Origin of the sequence: uncultured Gulosibacter sp. (genome assembly GCF_963509965.1) — a bacterium.
Taxonomy (GTDB): Bacteria; Actinomycetota; Actinomycetes; order Actinomycetales; family Microbacteriaceae; genus Gulosibacter.
Genome location: NZ_CAUPDE010000001.1, coordinates 215,086 through 232,076, shown reverse-complemented (window position 1 = coordinate 232,076; position 16,991 = coordinate 215,086). Strand labels below are relative to the sequence as shown.

18 protein-coding genes are annotated in these 16,991 nt (G+C 60.3%); 16 read left to right on the top strand and 2 right to left on the bottom strand.

Annotated elements, in window-relative coordinates:
- Positions 1 to 44 precede the first annotated feature (44 nt).
- The 4 genes from dapB to hemW are packed head-to-tail and all read left to right on the top strand — an operon-like array spanning position 45 to position 3,203.
- Entirely contained in the window at positions 45 to 794 is a 750-nt protein-coding gene (gene dapB / locus RQ865_RS01095) for a 4-hydroxy-tetrahydrodipicolinate reductase (RefSeq protein WP_311476733.1), read from the top strand.
- Complete coding sequence (locus tag RQ865_RS01090; protein WP_311476732.1) at positions 791 to 1,258, top strand: hypothetical protein; 468 nt, start codon at positions 791 to 793, stop codon at positions 1,256 to 1,258. Before dapB ends, RQ865_RS01090 begins: the two co-directional genes overlap by 4 nt.
- Before the next feature lie 9 nt (positions 1,259 to 1,267).
- Positions 1,268 to 2,005 (top strand): FAD-dependent thymidylate synthase, encoded by a 738-nt coding sequence (gene thyX / locus RQ865_RS01085; protein WP_311476730.1) that lies wholly within the window; start codon positions 1,268 to 1,270, stop codon positions 2,003 to 2,005.
- 10 nt (positions 2,006 to 2,015) lie between these two features.
- Complete coding sequence (hemW, locus tag RQ865_RS01080) at positions 2,016 to 3,203, top strand: radical SAM family heme chaperone HemW (protein ID WP_311476728.1); 1,188 nt, start codon at positions 2,016 to 2,018, stop codon at positions 3,201 to 3,203.
- Positions 3,204 to 3,300: 97 nt separating this feature from the next.
- Here hemW and RQ865_RS01075 read toward each other — a convergent pair whose 3' ends face one another.
- Entirely contained in the window at positions 3,301 to 3,726 is a 426-nt protein-coding gene (locus RQ865_RS01075; RefSeq protein WP_311476727.1) for a DUF4870 domain-containing protein, read from the bottom strand.
- Positions 3,727 to 3,900: 174 nt separating this feature from the next.
- Between RQ865_RS01075 and hrcA the strand changes: the two genes are divergently transcribed.
- From hrcA to leuA, 11 genes are all read left to right on the top strand, one after another.
- On the top strand, positions 3,901 to 4,923 hold the full coding sequence (gene hrcA / locus RQ865_RS01070; protein ID WP_311477040.1) for a heat-inducible transcriptional repressor HrcA: 1,023 nt from the start codon (positions 3,901 to 3,903) through the stop codon (positions 4,921 to 4,923).
- 66 nt (positions 4,924 to 4,989) lie between these two features.
- Complete coding sequence (gene dnaJ, locus RQ865_RS01065; protein ID WP_311476726.1) at positions 4,990 to 6,078, top strand: molecular chaperone DnaJ; 1,089 nt, start codon at positions 4,990 to 4,992, stop codon at positions 6,076 to 6,078.
- Positions 6,078 to 6,809 carry a 16S rRNA (uracil(1498)-N(3))-methyltransferase gene (locus RQ865_RS01060; protein WP_311476725.1) on the top strand — a complete coding sequence of 244 codons (732 nt, stop codon included), beginning with the start codon at positions 6,078 to 6,080 and terminating at the stop codon, positions 6,807 to 6,809. The genes dnaJ and RQ865_RS01060 overlap by 1 nt, the downstream gene beginning before the upstream one ends.
- A gap of 58 nt (positions 6,810 to 6,867) precedes the next feature.
- The gene (locus RQ865_RS01055) at positions 6,868 to 7,212 is read left to right on the top strand and encodes a histidine triad nucleotide-binding protein (RefSeq protein WP_311476723.1); all 345 of its coding nucleotides are present in this window, start codon (positions 6,868 to 6,870) and stop codon (positions 7,210 to 7,212) included.
- A gap of 73 nt (positions 7,213 to 7,285) precedes the next feature.
- Positions 7,286 to 8,236 carry a PhoH family protein gene (locus RQ865_RS01050; protein ID WP_311477038.1) on the top strand — a complete coding sequence of 317 codons (951 nt, stop codon included), beginning with the start codon at positions 7,286 to 7,288 and terminating at the stop codon, positions 8,234 to 8,236.
- Positions 8,237 to 8,238: 2 nt separating this feature from the next.
- A complete protein-coding gene (gene ybeY / locus RQ865_RS01045) occupies positions 8,239 to 8,712 on the top strand; it encodes an rRNA maturation RNase YbeY (protein ID WP_311476721.1) in 474 nt (157 codons plus the stop codon).
- Positions 8,709 to 10,082: a hemolysin family protein gene (locus tag RQ865_RS01040; protein WP_311476720.1), complete on the top strand. Its 1,374-nt coding sequence runs from the start codon at positions 8,709 to 8,711 to the stop codon at positions 10,080 to 10,082. Before ybeY ends, RQ865_RS01040 begins: the two co-directional genes overlap by 4 nt.
- Before the next feature lie 82 nt (positions 10,083 to 10,164).
- Entirely contained in the window at positions 10,165 to 11,067 is a 903-nt protein-coding gene (gene era / locus RQ865_RS01035) for a GTPase Era (protein ID WP_311476718.1), read from the top strand.
- A 21-nt stretch (positions 11,068 to 11,088) separates the two neighbouring features.
- Positions 11,089 to 12,420, top strand: coding sequence for a histidine kinase (locus RQ865_RS01030; protein ID WP_311476717.1), 1,332 nt, complete (start codon positions 11,089 to 11,091; stop codon positions 12,418 to 12,420).
- An 85-nt stretch (positions 12,421 to 12,505) separates the two neighbouring features.
- Positions 12,506 to 13,180: a response regulator transcription factor gene (locus RQ865_RS01025; RefSeq protein WP_311476716.1), complete on the top strand. Its 675-nt coding sequence runs from the start codon at positions 12,506 to 12,508 to the stop codon at positions 13,178 to 13,180.
- Positions 13,181 to 13,443: 263 nt separating this feature from the next.
- Positions 13,444 to 15,201 (top strand): 2-isopropylmalate synthase, encoded by a 1,758-nt coding sequence (gene leuA, locus RQ865_RS01020; RefSeq protein ID WP_311476715.1) that lies wholly within the window; start codon positions 13,444 to 13,446, stop codon positions 15,199 to 15,201.
- 106 nt (positions 15,202 to 15,307) lie between these two features.
- On the opposite strand, the gene RQ865_RS01015 is transcribed toward leuA, so the two are convergent.
- Entirely contained in the window at positions 15,308 to 16,096 is a 789-nt protein-coding gene (locus RQ865_RS01015; protein ID WP_311476713.1) for a TRIC cation channel family protein, read from the bottom strand.
- Positions 16,097 to 16,201: 105 nt separating this feature from the next.
- Between RQ865_RS01015 and recO the strand changes: the two genes are divergently transcribed.
- Positions 16,202 to 16,966 (top strand): DNA repair protein RecO, encoded by a 765-nt coding sequence (recO, locus tag RQ865_RS01010; protein ID WP_311476706.1) that lies wholly within the window; start codon positions 16,202 to 16,204, stop codon positions 16,964 to 16,966.
- Positions 16,967 to 16,991 lie beyond the last annotated feature (25 nt).

Genomic DNA, 16,991 nt, shown 5'->3' with positions numbered 1-16,991 from the left:
CGAGTGCGCCGTGCGGCAGGTAGTGAGGGCCTAGGCTAAAAAACATGACCATTTCAATTGCCATTACCGGCGCCACCGGACGGATGGGGCGGCTGATCAGCGACCTGATTGCACAGAGCGACGAGTTTGCGCTGCACGCGCAGCTTGATAGCTCAAGTGACCTCGATGAGATGCTCGGCGCCGACGTGGTGATTGATGTTACGAACTATGAGGTATCCCGCCGCGTGGTCGATTTTGCAGTGCACCACGGCAGTAACGTGGTTGTCGGCACCAGCGGCTGGAATAGTGATCGCATTGCCGAACTCGAATCGCGCTTGCCAGCCGACCGAGGCGTTATTATCGTGCCCAATTTTTCGATCGGGTCGGTGCTTGGCACTCAGCTTGCGATAGTGGCGGCGAAGCTCTTTGAATCGGTGGAAATCATTGAGTCACATCACGATGGCAAAATTGACTCGCCCTCGGGCACCGCGGTGCGTACCGCCGAGGCAATTGCTCACGCACGCCAAACACCGCTTGCGCCACCGTTTGTGCAGCAGCGGGCTCGGGGCGAAGTGGTCGCCGGAGTGCCCATTCACTCGTTACGATTGCGTGGGGTTGTTGCCGACCAGCGTGTGATCTTCGGCGGTGTGGGTGAAACGCTCGAGATCCGCCATGAAACCCTCTCAGCCGACGCCTATGCCTACGGCATTACTAGGGCGCTGCACGCTGCGCCTCAGGTGCGCGGAGTAACCGTCGGGCTCGAACAACTGCTGGGGCTTAATGGCCGTGACGCGCGGGGGAGCGACGCCCAATGAAACGTTGGCCACCGGCCATGTGGGGCGTACTATTTGTCACGCTACTCACCGCTCTATATCTGGTTGTGGTTGTCGGAATCTCCTGGGGGCTCCTAACCTCGGGCGACCCTGTCGCGATCATTATGGGTGCGGCGCTTATCGTTTTTCCGCTGTTTGGTGCGGTGTTTGTCGCGCGCGATTTGCTGTTTGCGATGCAAGGAAATCGTTTGTTGCAACAGCTGGCCGAGGCCCATGAACTGCCCGAAGACGACCTGCCAAAGCGCCCCAGCGGGCGTGTGGTACGTCAAGCTGCCGATGCTGACTTCGAACGGTGGAAGAACGAGGTAGAGGCAACTCCACAAGCGTGGGCTGCGTGGGCACGGCTTTCGCTCGCCTACCGAGCGGCGGGTGACTCGCATCGTGCCCGTGCCGCAATGCGGCAGGCGATCAGCTTGGAGCATGCCGAGCGCCAACAGGCAGGGTAGGCTGTGGGCGTGAGTGACGCGATTGAATTCCGTGATGATGTAACTGTTGAGTTGGTTCGTGCCCAGGCAAGTGATAGCGATGTGCTGTACTCGGCCCGCGTCTCGACGGTGGGTGAGCAGACCCTGGTAACTGATGCGCAGGCCACGGAATCGGGAGAGCTCGCCAAACGTGACCTCGGGCTCATTAACTTTTTGATGCGCGACCGGCACGGCACTCCGTTCGAGCACAACTCAATGACGTTCTATGTTTCCGCGCCAATTTTTGTGTTCCGTGAGTTTCAACGACACCGGATGGCAAGCTATAACGAAGAGTCGGGCCGCTATCGGCAGCTGCGTCCGGTGTTTTACGTGCCGAACCGCGACCGTATGCTCGTGCAGGAGGGGCGCCCCGGTAAGTACGAATTCTTTCCCGGCACCCCCGAACAGCACGAGCTGGTAGAACTCGAAATTCGCGAGTCGTCTATCCGTTCGTATGAGTCGTATCAGCGGATGCTTGCGGCAGGGGTTGCACGCGAGGTGGCCCGTTCGGTATTGCCAGTGAACATCTACTCGAGCATGTACGTCACCATGAACTCGCGTTCGTTGATGAACTTTCTCTCGCTGCGCACCAAGCGAGACGACTCAACGTTCCCGTCATTCCCACAGCGAGAGATCGAGATGGTGGCCGAAAAAATGGAATCGTTCTGGCGCGAACTGATGCCGGTAACGGCCGAGGCCTTCGACAAGAACGGTCGCGTTGCCCCCTAGCTCGCCGCCGGTGGGAGAACCGGTACCCGCCGACGGTGCGCTACCGCTAGAATCAGTGTCGGCGGGTCGCCAGTTCGGTGCCTATGTGCATATTCCGTTTTGTCGGGTGCGCTGCGGCTACTGTGATTTCAACACCTACACCGCTGAAGAGCTCGGTTCGGTGAGTCGCGGTAACTACGCTGATTCGGTGCTACGCGAGATCGCACTGGCGCACGGTGTGCTGAAACGCGCGGGACATCACGAACCGCTTTCGACCGTCTTTTTCGGCGGCGGTACACCGACACTCCTACCCGCCGACGATCTGATTGCTGTGCTGTGGGCGCTGCGCGACACGTTTGGCATTGCTTCGGATGCCGAGGTGACCGTCGAAGCGAATCCCGACACCGTGGATGCCGAAAAACTTGCCGCACTGCGCGCTGGCGGTGTAACCCGGGTGAGTTTTGGAATGCAGTCGGCTGTGCCGAGCGTGCTCGCAACGCTCGATCGCACGCACACACCCGAACGGGTGCCCGAGGTGGTGGCAGCGGCGAAAGCGGCCGGATTGGAAACCTCGGTCGACCTCATCTACGGTGCCCCCGGAGAAACACTCACCGATTGGGAGTGTTCGCTGAAGGCGGCAATTGCCCTAGAACCCACCCACATTTCTGCGTATGCGCTCATCGTGGAGCCCGGCACGGCCCTGGCTCGGCGCATCCGCTGCGGCGAACTCGCCCCGGTTAGCGATGATCTGCAGGCCGATATGTATGAACTCGCTGATGCGCGATTGGGCGAGGCCGGATTCGAATGGTACGAGATCTCAAACTGGTCGCTCGGCGGTAAACATCCGTCGCGACATAATCTGGCCTACTGGCACGACACCGATTGGTGGGGTTTCGGGCCCGGCGCGCACAGCCACGTTGACGGAGTAAGGTTTTGGAACGTGAAGCACCCGGCCGCATATGGTGACCGGCTCACAGCGGGAGTCTCACCCGCTCAGGGTAGGGAGGTGCTCGGCGCGCAAGAACGCACCCTTGAGCGGGTGCTGCTACGTACCCGGTTGCGCGAGGGGTTGCCGGTTATCGAGCTACCTGACCGTTCGCGCGTGCCAGAACTCATTGCTGATGGGTTGGTGGATGCGGCGGCGGCGATGCGGGGCCGGATCGTACTGACGCTGCGCGGACGGCTGCTGGCAGACGTGGTGGCGCGCACCCTCGCCTAGACATACTCGTGCCATTACTCATAATGATGGGGTGAAATACACAAAAATGGGTTGCGAACTGTCGAGTTCGCGACCCACTTTGTGAAGTGTGCGGTGACTACTGCACGAGGTTCAATGTGAACGGGTAGCGGTAGCCGCCGTTGTTGCTGGTTTCAATGGTCGCGTAGATCGCGAAGATGACATTGATTAGCCACACGGCACTGAGCAGGATGCCGCCTATGATCCCGCCGATAACCGGGATGACGGAGAGTATGCCGCAGGCAATCGAGGCGATTGTCACGGTGATGCCCCAATTGAGGGCCTCTTTCCCCTCGCGGTCGTGAGCTTCACTGGTTTCGCGCGTTGCGAGCCAGTACACGAGCGGGCCGATCACCGAGACGAGGTTCAACAGGTGGCCCCAGATGAGCGAGGTATTGGGGTTCGTCGATGGCGGTTGACCCGGCTGACCGTGCTGGCCGACGCCGTAGGGGGTCTGCGGCTGGGAGCCGTTGCCGGGCTGCGACTGGTCGGGAGTCGAAGTCATCTTGAATTGTCCTTCCGCTGCGGATCGGTTTCGTTACAGCTAACACGAGCAGTGTGTCGAGCAGCGAGCCCAGTTGTCAGTTACGCGGGCAGCGAAACGGCCAATGTACCCATCTGGCGGCGTACAATTGGCAGTCAACGTGTTGGAGTGCAAACTCAGAACGGTGGTGAACTGATGATTACCGAGCGGAGCCTCGAGGTGCTGCGCGCAATTGTCGGGGACTATGTGGCCACCAGCGAACCGGTAGGGTCGCAACGGATTGTTGATCGGCACGGATTTAATGTGTCGGCGGCAACGATTCGAAACGATATGTCGGTGCTCGAAGAGGCTGAACTCATCACGGCCCCGCACACCTCGTCGGGACGTATCCCGACCGACAAGGGGTACCGCGTGTTCGTTGACCGGTTGGCCGAGGTGCGCCCGCTATCACCGGCGCAACGTCGGGCGATTTCGCAATTTATGGCCGGCACTCTCGACCCCGAGCAATTGCTTGACCGATCGGTGCGAATGCTCGCTCAGCTCACGGGATCGGTTGCCATTGGACACCTGCCGTCGCTGTTAAACACTGATGTGCACCGTATTGAGCTCGTGCCGCTGCACGAGCGGCGGGTGCTCACGGTGCTGATTACCGATAGCGGTCGCGTCGAGCAGCGTATTACCGAACTGCCCGCGCCCGCCACTGCCGAGCTGCTTACTCGGTTGCGGGATCGATTCAACGAACAGCTGGTGGGCAAACCGCTCCGGGATGCGGCGGCGCTGCTGCGCAACCCCGATGAGTTTCTCACACCTGAAGATGTGGCAGCGGGCACCCCGCTGGCCGCCGCACTCGTTGACCAGGTGCTGGCGAATCAGCATCACCGCCTAGTGATCGCGGGTGCCGCAAACCTGGCACGTTCAGAACGAGACTTTTCGACCATCCTGCCGCTTTTGGAAGCTATCGAAGAGCAGGTGGTGCTGCTTCGCCTATTCACCGAACTCGATATCAACGACCGCGAGGTGGCGGTATCTATCGGTCACGAACATGAAGACGCCACGCTTGAAGAGGCGAGCGTGGTAGCGACCCAGTATCGAGCGGAGGGTGGTGCGGCGCGCGTGGGACTTCTGGGCCCAACACGAATGGACTACTCAAACAATATTGCCGCGGTGCGTGCGGTTGCCCGATATCTCTCGCGGCTGATCGACGACATCCACGATTGATCCGCTCCGCACTGTAGACCGAACGTTGCACCCCCTTTCAACCACAGTTATGAGGAGCCGTTTAACTTGGCAGATTTCTACGAAACCCTCGGTGTTGCCCGTGATGCGAGCCAGGACGAAATCAAGAGGGCCTATCGCAAGCTTGCGCGGCAGCTGCATCCCGATGTGAACCCGTCACCAGAAGCTGCCGAGAAGTTCAAGGATGTAACCGCGGCCTACGACACGCTCGGTGACCCGCAGCGCCGGCGACAGTACGATGCCGGACCGAGCGCCGGCGGCGGCTTCGGCTTTGGTGATATTTTCGACGCTTTCTTTGGTGGTGCAGCGGGTGGTCGCGGTCCGCGGTCGCGTGCGCAGCGCGGACAGGATGCGCTGGTGCACGTCGATCTCGACCTGCACGAGGTGATGTTTGGCACGCACCGCGATATTGAGGTCAACACCGCTGAACGCTGCCCCGATTGTGACGGGACCTGCTGCGCCGACGGCGTGTCACCGAAGACCTGTTCAGAATGTGGCGGTGCCGGTGAGGTGCGCCGCCAGGTGCGTTCGGTGCTCGGGCCGGTGATCACCGCCTCACCGTGCGGCACCTGCCACGGCTACGGCACGGTGATCGACAAACACTGCAACACCTGCCACGGCCAGGGTCGAGTGCGGGCGCGCACCACGATTCCGGTTGATGTTCCCGCGGGCGTTGACTCTGGTCTGCGTATCCGGCTTCCCGGTCAGGGGGAGGCAGGCCCCGCGGGTGGCACCAATGCCGATCTGTATCTTGAGATTCGGGTTCGCGATCATGAGGTTTGGCATCGTTCGGACGACGATCTCGAATGCCTGCTCGAAGTGGGCATGGTTGACGCGGTGCTCGGCGCGCACGTTACGCTGCCGGGACTCGGCGGGGATATCGAACTCGATATCCCCGCCGGAGTACAGTCGGGCGAGGTGCTCACCGTGGCTGGGCGCGGCATCACCCGCCTACAATCGACCCAGCGCGGTGATGTGAAGGTAACCGTGCAGGTGATCACTCCGACGAAGCTCGATGGCCGACAAAAGCAGCTGCTGCGCGAGTTTGCCGAACGCGACCGCAATTCAGCCAAACCTAAACTCGCAGCCACGAAACACGGTTTGTTCTCGAAGATGCGGGAACGATTCGGGCGCTAATGGCACACGCGTATCTGGTGGAGTGGCTCGCCGATACCGCTGCCGGCGAGCAAATCACCGTTGACGGTGATGAGGCGCGACACGCGGTGAAAGTAGCGCGCCTGCGGGTGGGTGAACAGATTGAACTGTTGAACGGGCAGGGCATGCGCGCGGTGTGTGAAACTATTGCCGTGTCGCCAAGCGCTTTCGAAGTGCACGTGCTCGAGGTGACGCGGGACGCTGAGCCGAATCCGCGCATCCACCTGGTGCAAGCGCTTGCCAAAGGCGGCCGTGACGAGATGGCGGTGCAGGCCGCGGTAGAACTCGGTGTCAGTTCGGTAACACCGTGGCAGGCGCACCGCTCGGTTTCGCAGTGGCGTGGTGAGAAGGTGGCCCGGCAGCGAGATCGCTGGGCGAGTATCTGCCGCGAGGCCGCGAAGCAATCACTGGCATCACGACTACCTGCCGTTGCCGAACTTGCAGTGAGCGTGCCGCAACTCATGCAGCGGATGCCTGCTGCACAGGTGTTCGTGCTCGATCCGCGAGCTGAAAAACGGCTGAGCGAGATTGATTGCACCGGCGACGATGTCGTGCTCGTCGTGGGCCCCGAGGGTGGTATTGAGCCGCACGAACTCGATGAGTTTACACAGTTTGGCGCGCAGCGAGTTCGTCTCGGCAATGAAGTGCTACGCAGCTCAACGGCTGGTCCGGCCGCTATCGCGGTGTTACAGGTCAAACTTGGCCACTGGTAATGGCTTTCGAGATCGGCGTTCTGCGGTTCATATGGCGGAGCCAACTAGACTCGAAGCCATGACCCAGCCCAGCATTTTTACTCGAATTATCCAGCGCGAAATCCCCAGCGACATCGTGTTTGAAGACGATCGGGTGATCGCGTTCCGCGACATTGCTCCGCAGGCGCCGCTGCACGTGCTCGTGGTGCCAAAAACCGAACAGTACCGTGACGTAACCGAACTCGCCAGCGGCGATGCGCAGCTGCTTGCGCACGTGGTTACGGTTGCCAAACAGATCGCCACCGAACACGCGGATGGTGACTTTCGACTTGTATTCAACACCGGTGCCGGCGGTGGGCAGACCGTGTTCCACGTGCACGCGCATGTGCTCGCCGGTGGCCTTGAAGAGGGATCACTTGCCTAATTCTGCGAATCAGCGATTCACCACGCGCGAAGAAGAACTTATCGAACGAACAGTGGTGGTTGAGAGTGTGCCAATGGTGCAGCTGCTCGGCCCCGGCGACCGTTTGCTGAAAACGGTCGAACGTGAACACCCTCGAGTTACCGTGTTGGCCCGCGGTAACGAACTCACCTTTCGCGGCGCCGAAGACGAGGTAAAAGCCGCCCAACAGCTCGTTGACGAGCTGCTCGAATTGGCCCGTCAAGGTATTCCGGTAGAGCCCGAGCAGGTGTCTCGCAGCGCGAAGCTGTTGGCGACTCCGGGCGCACCGGCCCCAGCACAGGTGCTTGGTGAGGCTATTGTTTCTTCGCGCGGAAAGACGATTCGCCCCAAAACACTGGGGCAAAAGCGCTATGTTGACGCGATTGACGAGCACACCATCACCTTCGGTATTGGGCCGGCGGGCACGGGGAAGACCTATTTGGCAATGGCCAAAGCCGTGCAAGCGTTGCAGCGCAAGGAGGTAGCGCGGTTGATTCTCACCCGACCGGCGGTTGAGGCGGGGGAGCGGCTTGGTTTTTTGCCCGGCACGCTCAACGACAAGATCGACCCCTATCTGCGGCCGCTCTTTGATGCTCTGCAAGAAATGCTTGACCCCGATCTTGTGGTGAAACTCATGGCCACCAACGTTGTTGAGGTGGCGCCACTGGCTTATATGCGTGGGCGCACACTCAACGATGCGTTTGTCATTCTGGATGAGGCACAAAACACCACTCCAGAACAAATGAAGATGTTCCTCACGAGGCTGGGCTTTGGGTCGAAGATGGTGGTCACCGGCGACATCACGCAGATCGACCTACCTGGCGGTGCCTCAGGCCTCAAACATGCCTCATCGGTGCTTGGAAATATCGAGGATGTGCACTTTGCTCGGCTCACGAGCGAGGACGTGGTGCGACACACGCTTGTCGGTGAGATCGTTGATGCCTACACGGCATGGGATACGCGGCAGCAGCGTACCGCCGCTCAGCGTTCGCGGCGAAAGAACTAGCGATGAGTATCGAAATCAACAATGAATCAAATATGGCCGTTGACGAGGCACTGATTTTGCGGCTCGCCACGCATGTGCTCGACAGGCTCTTTATCCATCCCGATGCCGAACTCAATATTGTTTTTGTTGATGTGGGCCCGATGGAAGAGCTGCACGTGCAGTGGATGAACGAACCCGGTCCCACAGATGTGCTGAGTTTTCCGATGGACGAGTTGCGGCCCGGATCGATTGAGCGTCGCACCCCGCCGGGGCTGCTGGGAGATGTGGTGGTGTGCCCGCAGGTAGCGCAAGCGCAGGCGCTTGAGCACCGGGTCACCCCGATCGATGAGATTTTGTTGCTGGTGACCCACGGCACCTTGCATCTGCTGGGTTTTGATCACGCCGAGCCAGAAGAACATCGCGAAATGTTTGCGCTACAGGCAGAGCTGCTCGCTAGTTTCGCCGAATCGGAGCGGCGGGGAGGGCACCGCCGGTGATCTGGATACTGATCGCAGCGATCGCAGTTGCGGTGGTTCCCGTCACCGCCACGCTGTCAGCAGCCGAGGCCGCGCTTGGCTCACTTTCGCGTTCAGATATTGAAGAGGTTGCTGAACTACAGCGCCGCCCCGGAGCGGCCCAGCACGTCGCCACCGATATTGGCGCGCATGCAACAGCAATTGTGTTCACTCGAGTCGCGCTTGAGACAATGGCCGGCGTCGCCGTGGCTATCGCGGTGGCAAGGGCGCTCGATGACGATCTCGTGGCGTTCGTGCTCGCGAGCGCCGTGATGCTCGTGGTTGGGTTTGTAGTGACCGGCTCAAGCCCGCGGTCAATCGGTCGGGCACATCCCGAAGCTACTTTGCGATTCACCGCTTGGCTGATTCGCGGCTGTCGAGTGGTGGTGGGGCCGATTGCCGACCTGCTGGTCACCATCGGTGATGCGGTTACCCCCGGCCGGCCGGCGCGCGCGGGCCGGCTCACCTCGGAAGAACAGTTGCTGTCGATGGTTGATGAAGCCACCGAACTTGCGGTGTTTGATGAAGATGATCGTGAACTCATCCACTCAGTGGTTACCTTTGGTGATCACTACACGCGCGAACTCATGGTGGCTCGCACCGATATGGTCTCGGTGGATGCGGAATCAACCGTGGCCGAAGCCCTCGAGATTATGTTTAACGCCGGGTTTTCACGAGTTCCGGTGATTGGCCGCGACGGTGACGATGTGCGCGGTATCGCCTATCAGAAAGACCTGTCGCGCTATCTGCTTGACGAACAGGGCGACCGTAATGCCGGGATTACCGAGCATCTGCGACCGGCGCTAATCGTGCCCGAGTCGCTGCCCGCCGACGACCTGTTGCAGCGTATGCGCCGCGAGAGCGTGCACTTCGCCATCGTGATTGACGAATATGGCGGGGTAGCGGGGCTGGTGTCAATGGAAGACCTGATCGAAGAAATCGTTGGCGATATAGACGATGAGTACGACCGCGGTGGTGATGAGACAGAGTTGGTTGCGGATGGGTCGCTGCGAGTGCCCTCACGCATGTCTACCGGCGAGCTGGGGGAGCTATTCGACATTGAGCTTGAGGATGACGATGTTGATTCGGTGGGTGGGCTGCTGGGTAAAGAACTCGGCAAAGTGCCTGAGCCTGGCGATACGGTGGTGACGCACGGGCTCGAGCTGCGCGCTGAGCGGAGCGGTCGCCGGCGGCGCGTGACGACCGTGCTGGTGCGCTCAGTGGGTGACCCTGACGCTGCCGACGAGTATGGCGAGCTGCCTGATTCGCTCGAGCACGTGCTTGATGAGGGATATGGCACCACCGAGCCGCGCCGCACCCGACACCCGCGAAGTGGTGAACTCGGCGCATAATTGACCGATAACCACCGAACCACCCGCGGCGTGCGAGCATCGCAACCCGAAGTGATTGCTAACTCAGACAGAGAGTGGGGCTATGACTGAAACAAATCCCGAGGCGTATCGGGCTGGGTTCGTCACTTTTGTTGGCCGTCCGAACGTGGGAAAGTCAACGCTGACTAATGCGCTAGTGGGTGAGAAGATTGTCATCACCTCATCGAAACCGCAGACCACCCGGCGCACGGTGCGGGGCATCGTGCACCGTCCCAACGGGCAGCTCATCATCGTCGACACTCCCGGTATTCATCGACCCCGCACCCTACTGGGGCAGCGCCTTAACGACCTGGTTGAACAAGTGCTCCCCGACGTAGACGTGATCGGCTTTTGTGTACCCGCGGGCGAACCAATTGGTCCCGGTGACCGATTCATTAACGAACAGCTCAATACCGCGAAACAGGCGCGCAAGATAGCGATTGTGACCAAATGTGACACGGTCGCAAAAGCAAAAGTCGGTGCACAACTCGTGGCCGTTTCAGAACTGCGCGATTGGGATGCGATTGTGCCGGTATCGTCGCTCGAGCATTTCAATCTCGAACCGCTCGTCGGAGAGCTGCTGGCTGCCATGCCAGAGTCACCGCAGCTATACCCCGATGACATGATCACTGAGGAGACATTTGAGCAGCGGGCGGCAGAACTGATTCGCGAAGCCGCGCTCGAGGGTGTGCACGAGGAACTACCGCACTCAATTGCCGTGCTGATTGACGATATTGACGAGGACGAGGACGGCGCACTCGAGCTGTATGCGAGCCTGTTTGTCGAACGTGAGAGCCAAAAGGGGATTGTGATCGGTCACCGAGCCAGTCGCCTCAAGCGTGTGCGGCAACGCGCAGCGAAACAGATTTCGGCCATTGCGGGCGAGAAAGTGCGCGTGCAACTGCACGTGAAAGTCGCGAACAATTGGCAGCGCGACGCAAAACAGCTCGGCAAACTCGGCTTTTAACCATGGTGGCTGCTGAACATCATGATTGATTATCTGCGCGCCTATATCCGACCACAACCGCGGGAGGTATGGATCACCGATCTTGTGGTCGGTCTCGCATTGATGCTCACCGTGGGCTTCCCGTTTGTGCTCAGTAGCGACTGGAGCTTCTATTTCGACTGGGCAGTGGCCGCCACCTGGCCGTTTTTTACAGCCGGAATGCTGCTGCGGAGAATCTCGCCCGAGATCGCGTTCACGATCGTGTCGATCGGTTTCTTGGTCAAGCTCGTTACCGGTGCGCCTCCGCACGGTAACGACATAGGCCTGTTGATGGTCTACTACACCTGCGCGGCGCAAGCCTACCGCCGCGGATTTGTGACGAGTGCGCTGGCATCGGTTACCTATCCGATCATCTATGCGCTGCACCTGGCCATGTTCCCGCGTTCCGACCTCATCTTGATTGGCAATTTCACCGGCCGGGGTATCGGCGACTTCGGTGAGTTTGTGCAGTCGCTGCTGTACCTGGGGCTGCCAATTACTGCCGTTGCCGGAATGTTCTGGCTCGCGGGTCTCGTGCAGCGGGTGCAGGTGTTCAGCCGCGAAACAGCCCACGCAGCACAGCTGGTAGAACTCGAATATGAGCGCAGCCGCGAAAAACTTGTGGTCGAGCAAGAGCGACACCAGATTGCACGCGATATGCACGATGTGGTGGCTCACTCGCTCGCGGTGGTGGTGGCCCAGGCTGACGGCGCTCGCTACCTGGCCAAGACCGACCCCGCAAAGTCGGCGCAGGTGCTCGGCACTATTGCCGATACGGCGCGCTCGGCGCTTGTCGAAGTGCGAGCGCTGTTGGCTCAGCTACGCCACACGCAACCGAGCGGCCCGCAACAATCGATGGCCGATCTCGACAGTCTCATCGAACGGCTACGCACCGCCGGTTTGCAGGTCACCATTTCTGAGACCGGTCAGCGCGGGTCGCTCGGCGCGGCAACACAGCTTGCGGTGTACCGACTCATCCAGGAAGCACTCACCAACTCGCTCAAGTATGGGGACGGTCGCAAACCAACCACGGTGCAACTCGACTGGGGTAGTGCCCTCGACATTACGGTGCGCAATGACCTCACCACTCGCGCACCGAGGCTCTCGGGTGCCGGCCACGGATTGATCGGGATGCGCGAACGCATCCTGGTGATTGGTGGACTGGTGAGTGCGGGTACCGAAAGAAATCAATTCGTGGTGCGCGCACGAGTACCATTCCAGGGAGCCAGTCTGGTCACCGATAACCGTGACTTAACCTCGAGATTTGCCGCCCCCACGATCTCGGCGTCGCTCGAGCGGCAGGCACCACCCAAACACACCACAAACAATCGCTAGCGAGGCGGCTCGACTGCAAGGTAGCGGGTCGGCATGCGAAAATGAACGTGGATATTTCGGCGTACCGATCAGGACGGAGAACCACGTGACCACCTCGACTCCCGTTTCGGGAACCCCAATTACTGTTGCGCTCGTTGACGACCAGCAGCTTTTCCGCGGTGGTATTCGGATGCTGATTGAGAGTCAGCCCGATATGAAATTCGTTGGTGAGGCCGGTGATGGGATCGAGGCGATTCGGCTGGCTGCGACGGTGAAGCCGGATGTGCTGCTGATGGATGTGCGAATGCCAAATATGGACGGCATCGAAGCAACCCAGCAGATTGTCGCGCGTGGGCTCGATACCCGGGTGCTCGTACTGACCACCTTTGATCTCGACAAAGCGGTGGTGCGGGCCGTTGCCGTTGGTGCATCCGGATTTGTGCTCAAAGACGCTGATCCAGAGTTTCTCCTGGCAGCTATCCGCACCGTGCACTCGGGTTCAGAAGTGTTCGCGGCACAGGCGACCGCCGACCTCATCCGCCGATTTTCGCAGGCACCGGGCCGTCTCGGTGGCGAACCCGAAGAGTTCGCCACACTCACCGAGCGCGAACGAGAAATGTTCTTTCTGGCAGCCAAAGGCATGTCGAATAGTGAAATTGCCGCGAAAGAGTTTCTCTCGGAAGCGACCGTTAAGACGCATATTTCGCGCATCCTCGCGAAACTATCGCTGCGTGACCGCGTGCAGCTGGTGGTGTACGCCTACGAACACGGCCTGCTCTAGATCCCTCGCGGGTGGGCCCGGCCACAGCAGTGCTAGGATGGCGACATGTTCCGAAACGGCACCCTTCTTCTTCGTTGCCGCGACGAGGCTTAGTAACTAAGCCTTCCTCGTCGCGGAGTGTGTCGTTGGCTTAGGCCAGTTTGAACAGCAATCGGAAACAGAACCAGCCAGATGCATCTGGAGCGAGTTAACTGACGCCCTACAGGTGCCGGCGAAAGAGAAGTCGCTGTCGGTATCCGTGTCGGCAGTGCAGAGAGTGAAAAATGCAGAACTTTCAGCAACCATCAACGATGCCAGTGCATCGTTATCGTTCGTACCACGATCAGTTCGGAGTCACCCTGCCTGATCGCACTTGGCCCGACCGAGTGATCACCGAGGCTCCCCGCTGGTGCGCGGTTGACCTGCGTGATGGTAACCAGGCGCTTATCGATCCGATGTCGCCCGAACGTAAGAAGGTCATGTTCGAACTACTCGTTCGGATGGGATACAAAGAGATCGAGGTCGGTTTTCCGTCGGCAAGCCAGACCGACTACGACTTCATCCGCCAGCTGATCGATGAAGACCTGATTCCAGACGATGTCACCATCCAGGTGCTCACCCAGGCCCGCGAACACCTGGTCAAGCGCACCTTTGAATCGCTGCGGGGCGCAAAGCGCGCCATCGTGCACCTCTACAACTCGACTTCGGCGCTGCAGCGCGAAGTGGTCTTCCGACAAGACCGCGAGGGAGTTAAACAGATCGCGCTCGAGGGGGTGCGCATGTGTCAGCGCTTTGCGCACCTGGCCGAGGGCACCGACATTTACTGGGAATACTCGCCAGAAAGCTATACCGGCACCGAACTCGATTACGCCGTTGAGGTCTGCAACGCGGTGATCGAAGCGTTCGACCCCACCCCCGAGCACAAGATGATCATCAACCTGCCGGCAACCGTCGAGATGGCCACTCCGAACGTGTACGCCGACTCGATCGAGTGGATGAACCGTCACCTCGCTCGCCGTGACTCGATTCTACTGTCACTGCATCCGCACAACGACCGAGGCACCGCTGTTGCCGCTGCCGAACTCGGATACCTCGCGGGAGCCGATCGTATCGAGGGGTGTCTGTTCGGTAATGGTGAGCGCACCGGTAACGTCGACCTGGTGACCCTGGGCGTGAACCTGTTCACGCAGGGTATCGACCCGCAGATCGACTTCAGCAATATCGATGAGATTCGTCGCACGGTCGAATACTGCAACCAGTTGCGTGTTGGTGAGCGCACGCCCTGGGGCGGTGACCTCGTGTATACGGCATTTTCTGGGTCGCACCAAGACGCCATCAAGAAGGGGTTCGAAGCGATCGAAGCCCGAGCCGAAGCCGAGGGCAAGTCCGTCAACGAGATCGAATGGCAGGTTCCCTACCTGCCGGTCGACCCGCACGATCTGGGTCGAACCTACGAAGCGGTTATCCGCGTCAACTCGCAGTCGGGTAAGGGAGGTGTGGCCTATCTGCTGAAAGAGCACCACAACCTCGACCTGCCGCGCAGGCTGCAGATTGAGTTCTCGCAGCTCGTGCAGCAGCGTACCGATACCGAGGGCGGCGAAGTTTCGGCAGCCGAGATTTGGAAGATCTTCCAAGACGAATACCTGCCCAGCGAGACTGCCGACCAGCGTTGGGGCCAGATTGAAATTTTTGGCACCCGCACCTCGACCGAGATGGACGGAACCACGCAGCTGGACGTCAAGCTCCGCAACGGTGACGAAACCCGTGTTGTGACCGCCAGCGGTAACGGCCCGATTAATGCCTTCTTGAACGCGGTCAACGAGCGCGGCTATGGCGTTCGCCTGTTTGACTACGTCGAGCACACCCTGTCGGCATCTGGCGACGCGCTTGCGGCGGCATACGTTGAGATCGAAATCGGTGACACGCGCCTTTGGGGTGTGGGCATCGATCCAGACATCTCAACCTCGTCGCTCAAAGCGATCGTTTCGGGTATGAACCGCGCGATTCGTGACGGCGTAGTCGAGGTGAAAACAACGGCATAGCCCTCGACCACCGAGCGGTTGTGCTGGTTCTACCGTTCCAGCACAACCGCTCGCCATCGACAGCATTGCACGCAGACACTGCATGAACGGCAGTCGGCAGGCGCATTTAGTCGGTCTTGGGGCGGTGCTTTCGTTTACGCACCGATTCGGTGGTCGTGATTGGTCGCGTGGAAGGTGTCGAGCCGTGTTTGCACCCACGCAGCAGCACCCGATTGCGACCGTGCTCCCGTGCTCGCTGAGGTAGTCGCAGTGCCATTTGTTCGGGAAGCGATAGCCCCCACCACACACTGGCCATCCGGATCGCGACGGTCACCGCAAAACACACGATCATGCCGGCAACGCTCGTAACACCCAGCAGATCGAGCGCAACATACGAGGCGGCGCCGAAGAACGCAGCAGCGGCATAGAACGTGCCCGCGTACAACACGCCCACCGGTACCTGCAGCAGGAGATCACGCACGGCGCCCCCACCAGCGGCGGCCACCGTGCCGATCATGATCGCCGGTAGCGGTTCGACCCCGTAACCGATTGCCTTCGAGGTGCCAACGACAGCAAACACGCCAAGCGACATTGCGTCGAGTACGGTGACGACCATATTGATGCGCTTGAGTGCGTGCGACAACCACATACCGCACAGCGCCGCGAGCGCGGCGGTGAGCACATACCAATTGTTTTGGATGGTGGCTGGCGGTACGCCCAGCAGCAGGTCGCGCATGAAACCGCCACCGAGACCAACTGAAACGCCGAGGATAGCGACCCCCAGCCAGTCGATTCGCCGCCCCCGTCGCTGCAGTCTCTCAGCGGTAGCCGAGGCAGAAAGCGCACCGAAAGCTACCGCCGTGAGGTCGAGCCACAGCGGAATCGCTGGCAGCTCGTGCAAGAGATTCGGTTGCAAACCAGTCTTCCGTTCGGTTGGGGCACTCGCAGTGAGTGGCAGGCTATGGCGGGCAAATCGGGCGCGGCTTACTCGGCCGCGACGACCACGGGCGATACTGGTTAGATGCCGGTGTATGCGGATGAGGTCGTGGTGCTGCGGGCGGCGCCTCTGGGTGAGGCTGACCGCATTATTACTCTATTTGGTCGCGAACGGGGAATGGTGCGTGCGGTCGCCCGCGGAGTGCGTCGCACCTCATCTAAGTTTGGGGCCCGGCTTGAACCTTTCAATGTTGTTGATGTGCAACTGTATGCCCGCAATCTCCGTAGACGCAGCGGCCTTGAAACGGTCACCCAGGCGGTGACCGTGCATCCTTTCGCCGCGAAGGTTGTTGCCGACTATGAGACGTACACCGCTGCCGCGGTGGTGGCCGAGGCGGCACTGCAAATGCTCACCGAAACTCCAGCGCCAGATCAGTGGGTGCTGCTGGTGGGAACCTTGCGTGATCTAGCCGCACATGAGCTTCCGGCGCAGCTGGTGATGGACGGATATCTGCTGCGTTCGCTCGCACTTGCCGGCTGGCAGCCGAGCTTCAACGAGTGTGCGCGCTGCAACGTGCCCGGCCCGCACGCTCGCATCTCGTTTGCGGCCGGTGGTGCTGTGTGCGACAGCTGCGCAATTGCGGTGGGGGCCACCGTGACCGTCGATATCGAGGTGATGCGACACCTGTGGGCCCTGCTTGCAGGAAATCGTCGCGTGCAGTTGGCTTCCGGCACGGTGGTGCGTGAGCGCGCGGGCGACGTGGTCATCGCCTACGCCGAGCATCATCTCGAACACAGTTTGCGGGCCACGAGAATCGCTGATGCTGCTCGACGGCACGGCCCAAACTAGGCTTGGCTCAAGAACAATTGAGGAA

What these genes read in the sequence shown, in the direction of transcription:
- dapB (WP_311476733.1), top strand. Translation starts at nt 45, where the DNA reads ATGACCATTTCAATTGCCATTACCGGCGCCACCGGACGGATGGGGCGG.
- RQ865_RS01090 (WP_311476732.1), top strand. Translation starts at nt 791, where the DNA reads ATGAAACGTTGGCCACCGGCCATGTGGGGCGTACTATTTGTCACGCTA.
- RQ865_RS01075 (WP_311476727.1), bottom strand. Translation starts at nt 3,726, where the DNA reads ATGACTTCGACTCCCGACCAGTCGCAGCCCGGCAACGGCTCCCAGCCG.
- hrcA (WP_311477040.1), top strand. Translation starts at nt 3,901, where the DNA reads ATGATTACCGAGCGGAGCCTCGAGGTGCTGCGCGCAATTGTCGGGGAC.
- RQ865_RS01060 (WP_311476725.1), top strand. Translation starts at nt 6,078, where the DNA reads ATGGCACACGCGTATCTGGTGGAGTGGCTCGCCGATACCGCTGCCGGC.
- RQ865_RS01055 (WP_311476723.1), top strand. Translation starts at nt 6,868, where the DNA reads ATGACCCAGCCCAGCATTTTTACTCGAATTATCCAGCGCGAAATCCCC.
- RQ865_RS01050 (WP_311477038.1), top strand. Translation starts at nt 7,286, where the DNA reads ATGGTGCAGCTGCTCGGCCCCGGCGACCGTTTGCTGAAAACGGTCGAA.
- ybeY (WP_311476721.1), top strand. Translation starts at nt 8,239, where the DNA reads ATGAGTATCGAAATCAACAATGAATCAAATATGGCCGTTGACGAGGCA.
- era (WP_311476718.1), top strand. Translation starts at nt 10,165, where the DNA reads ATGACTGAAACAAATCCCGAGGCGTATCGGGCTGGGTTCGTCACTTTT.
- RQ865_RS01030 (WP_311476717.1), top strand. Translation starts at nt 11,089, where the DNA reads ATGATTGATTATCTGCGCGCCTATATCCGACCACAACCGCGGGAGGTA.
- leuA (WP_311476715.1), top strand. Translation starts at nt 13,444, where the DNA reads ATGCAGAACTTTCAGCAACCATCAACGATGCCAGTGCATCGTTATCGT.
- recO (WP_311476706.1), top strand. Translation starts at nt 16,202, where the DNA reads ATGCCGGTGTATGCGGATGAGGTCGTGGTGCTGCGGGCGGCGCCTCTG.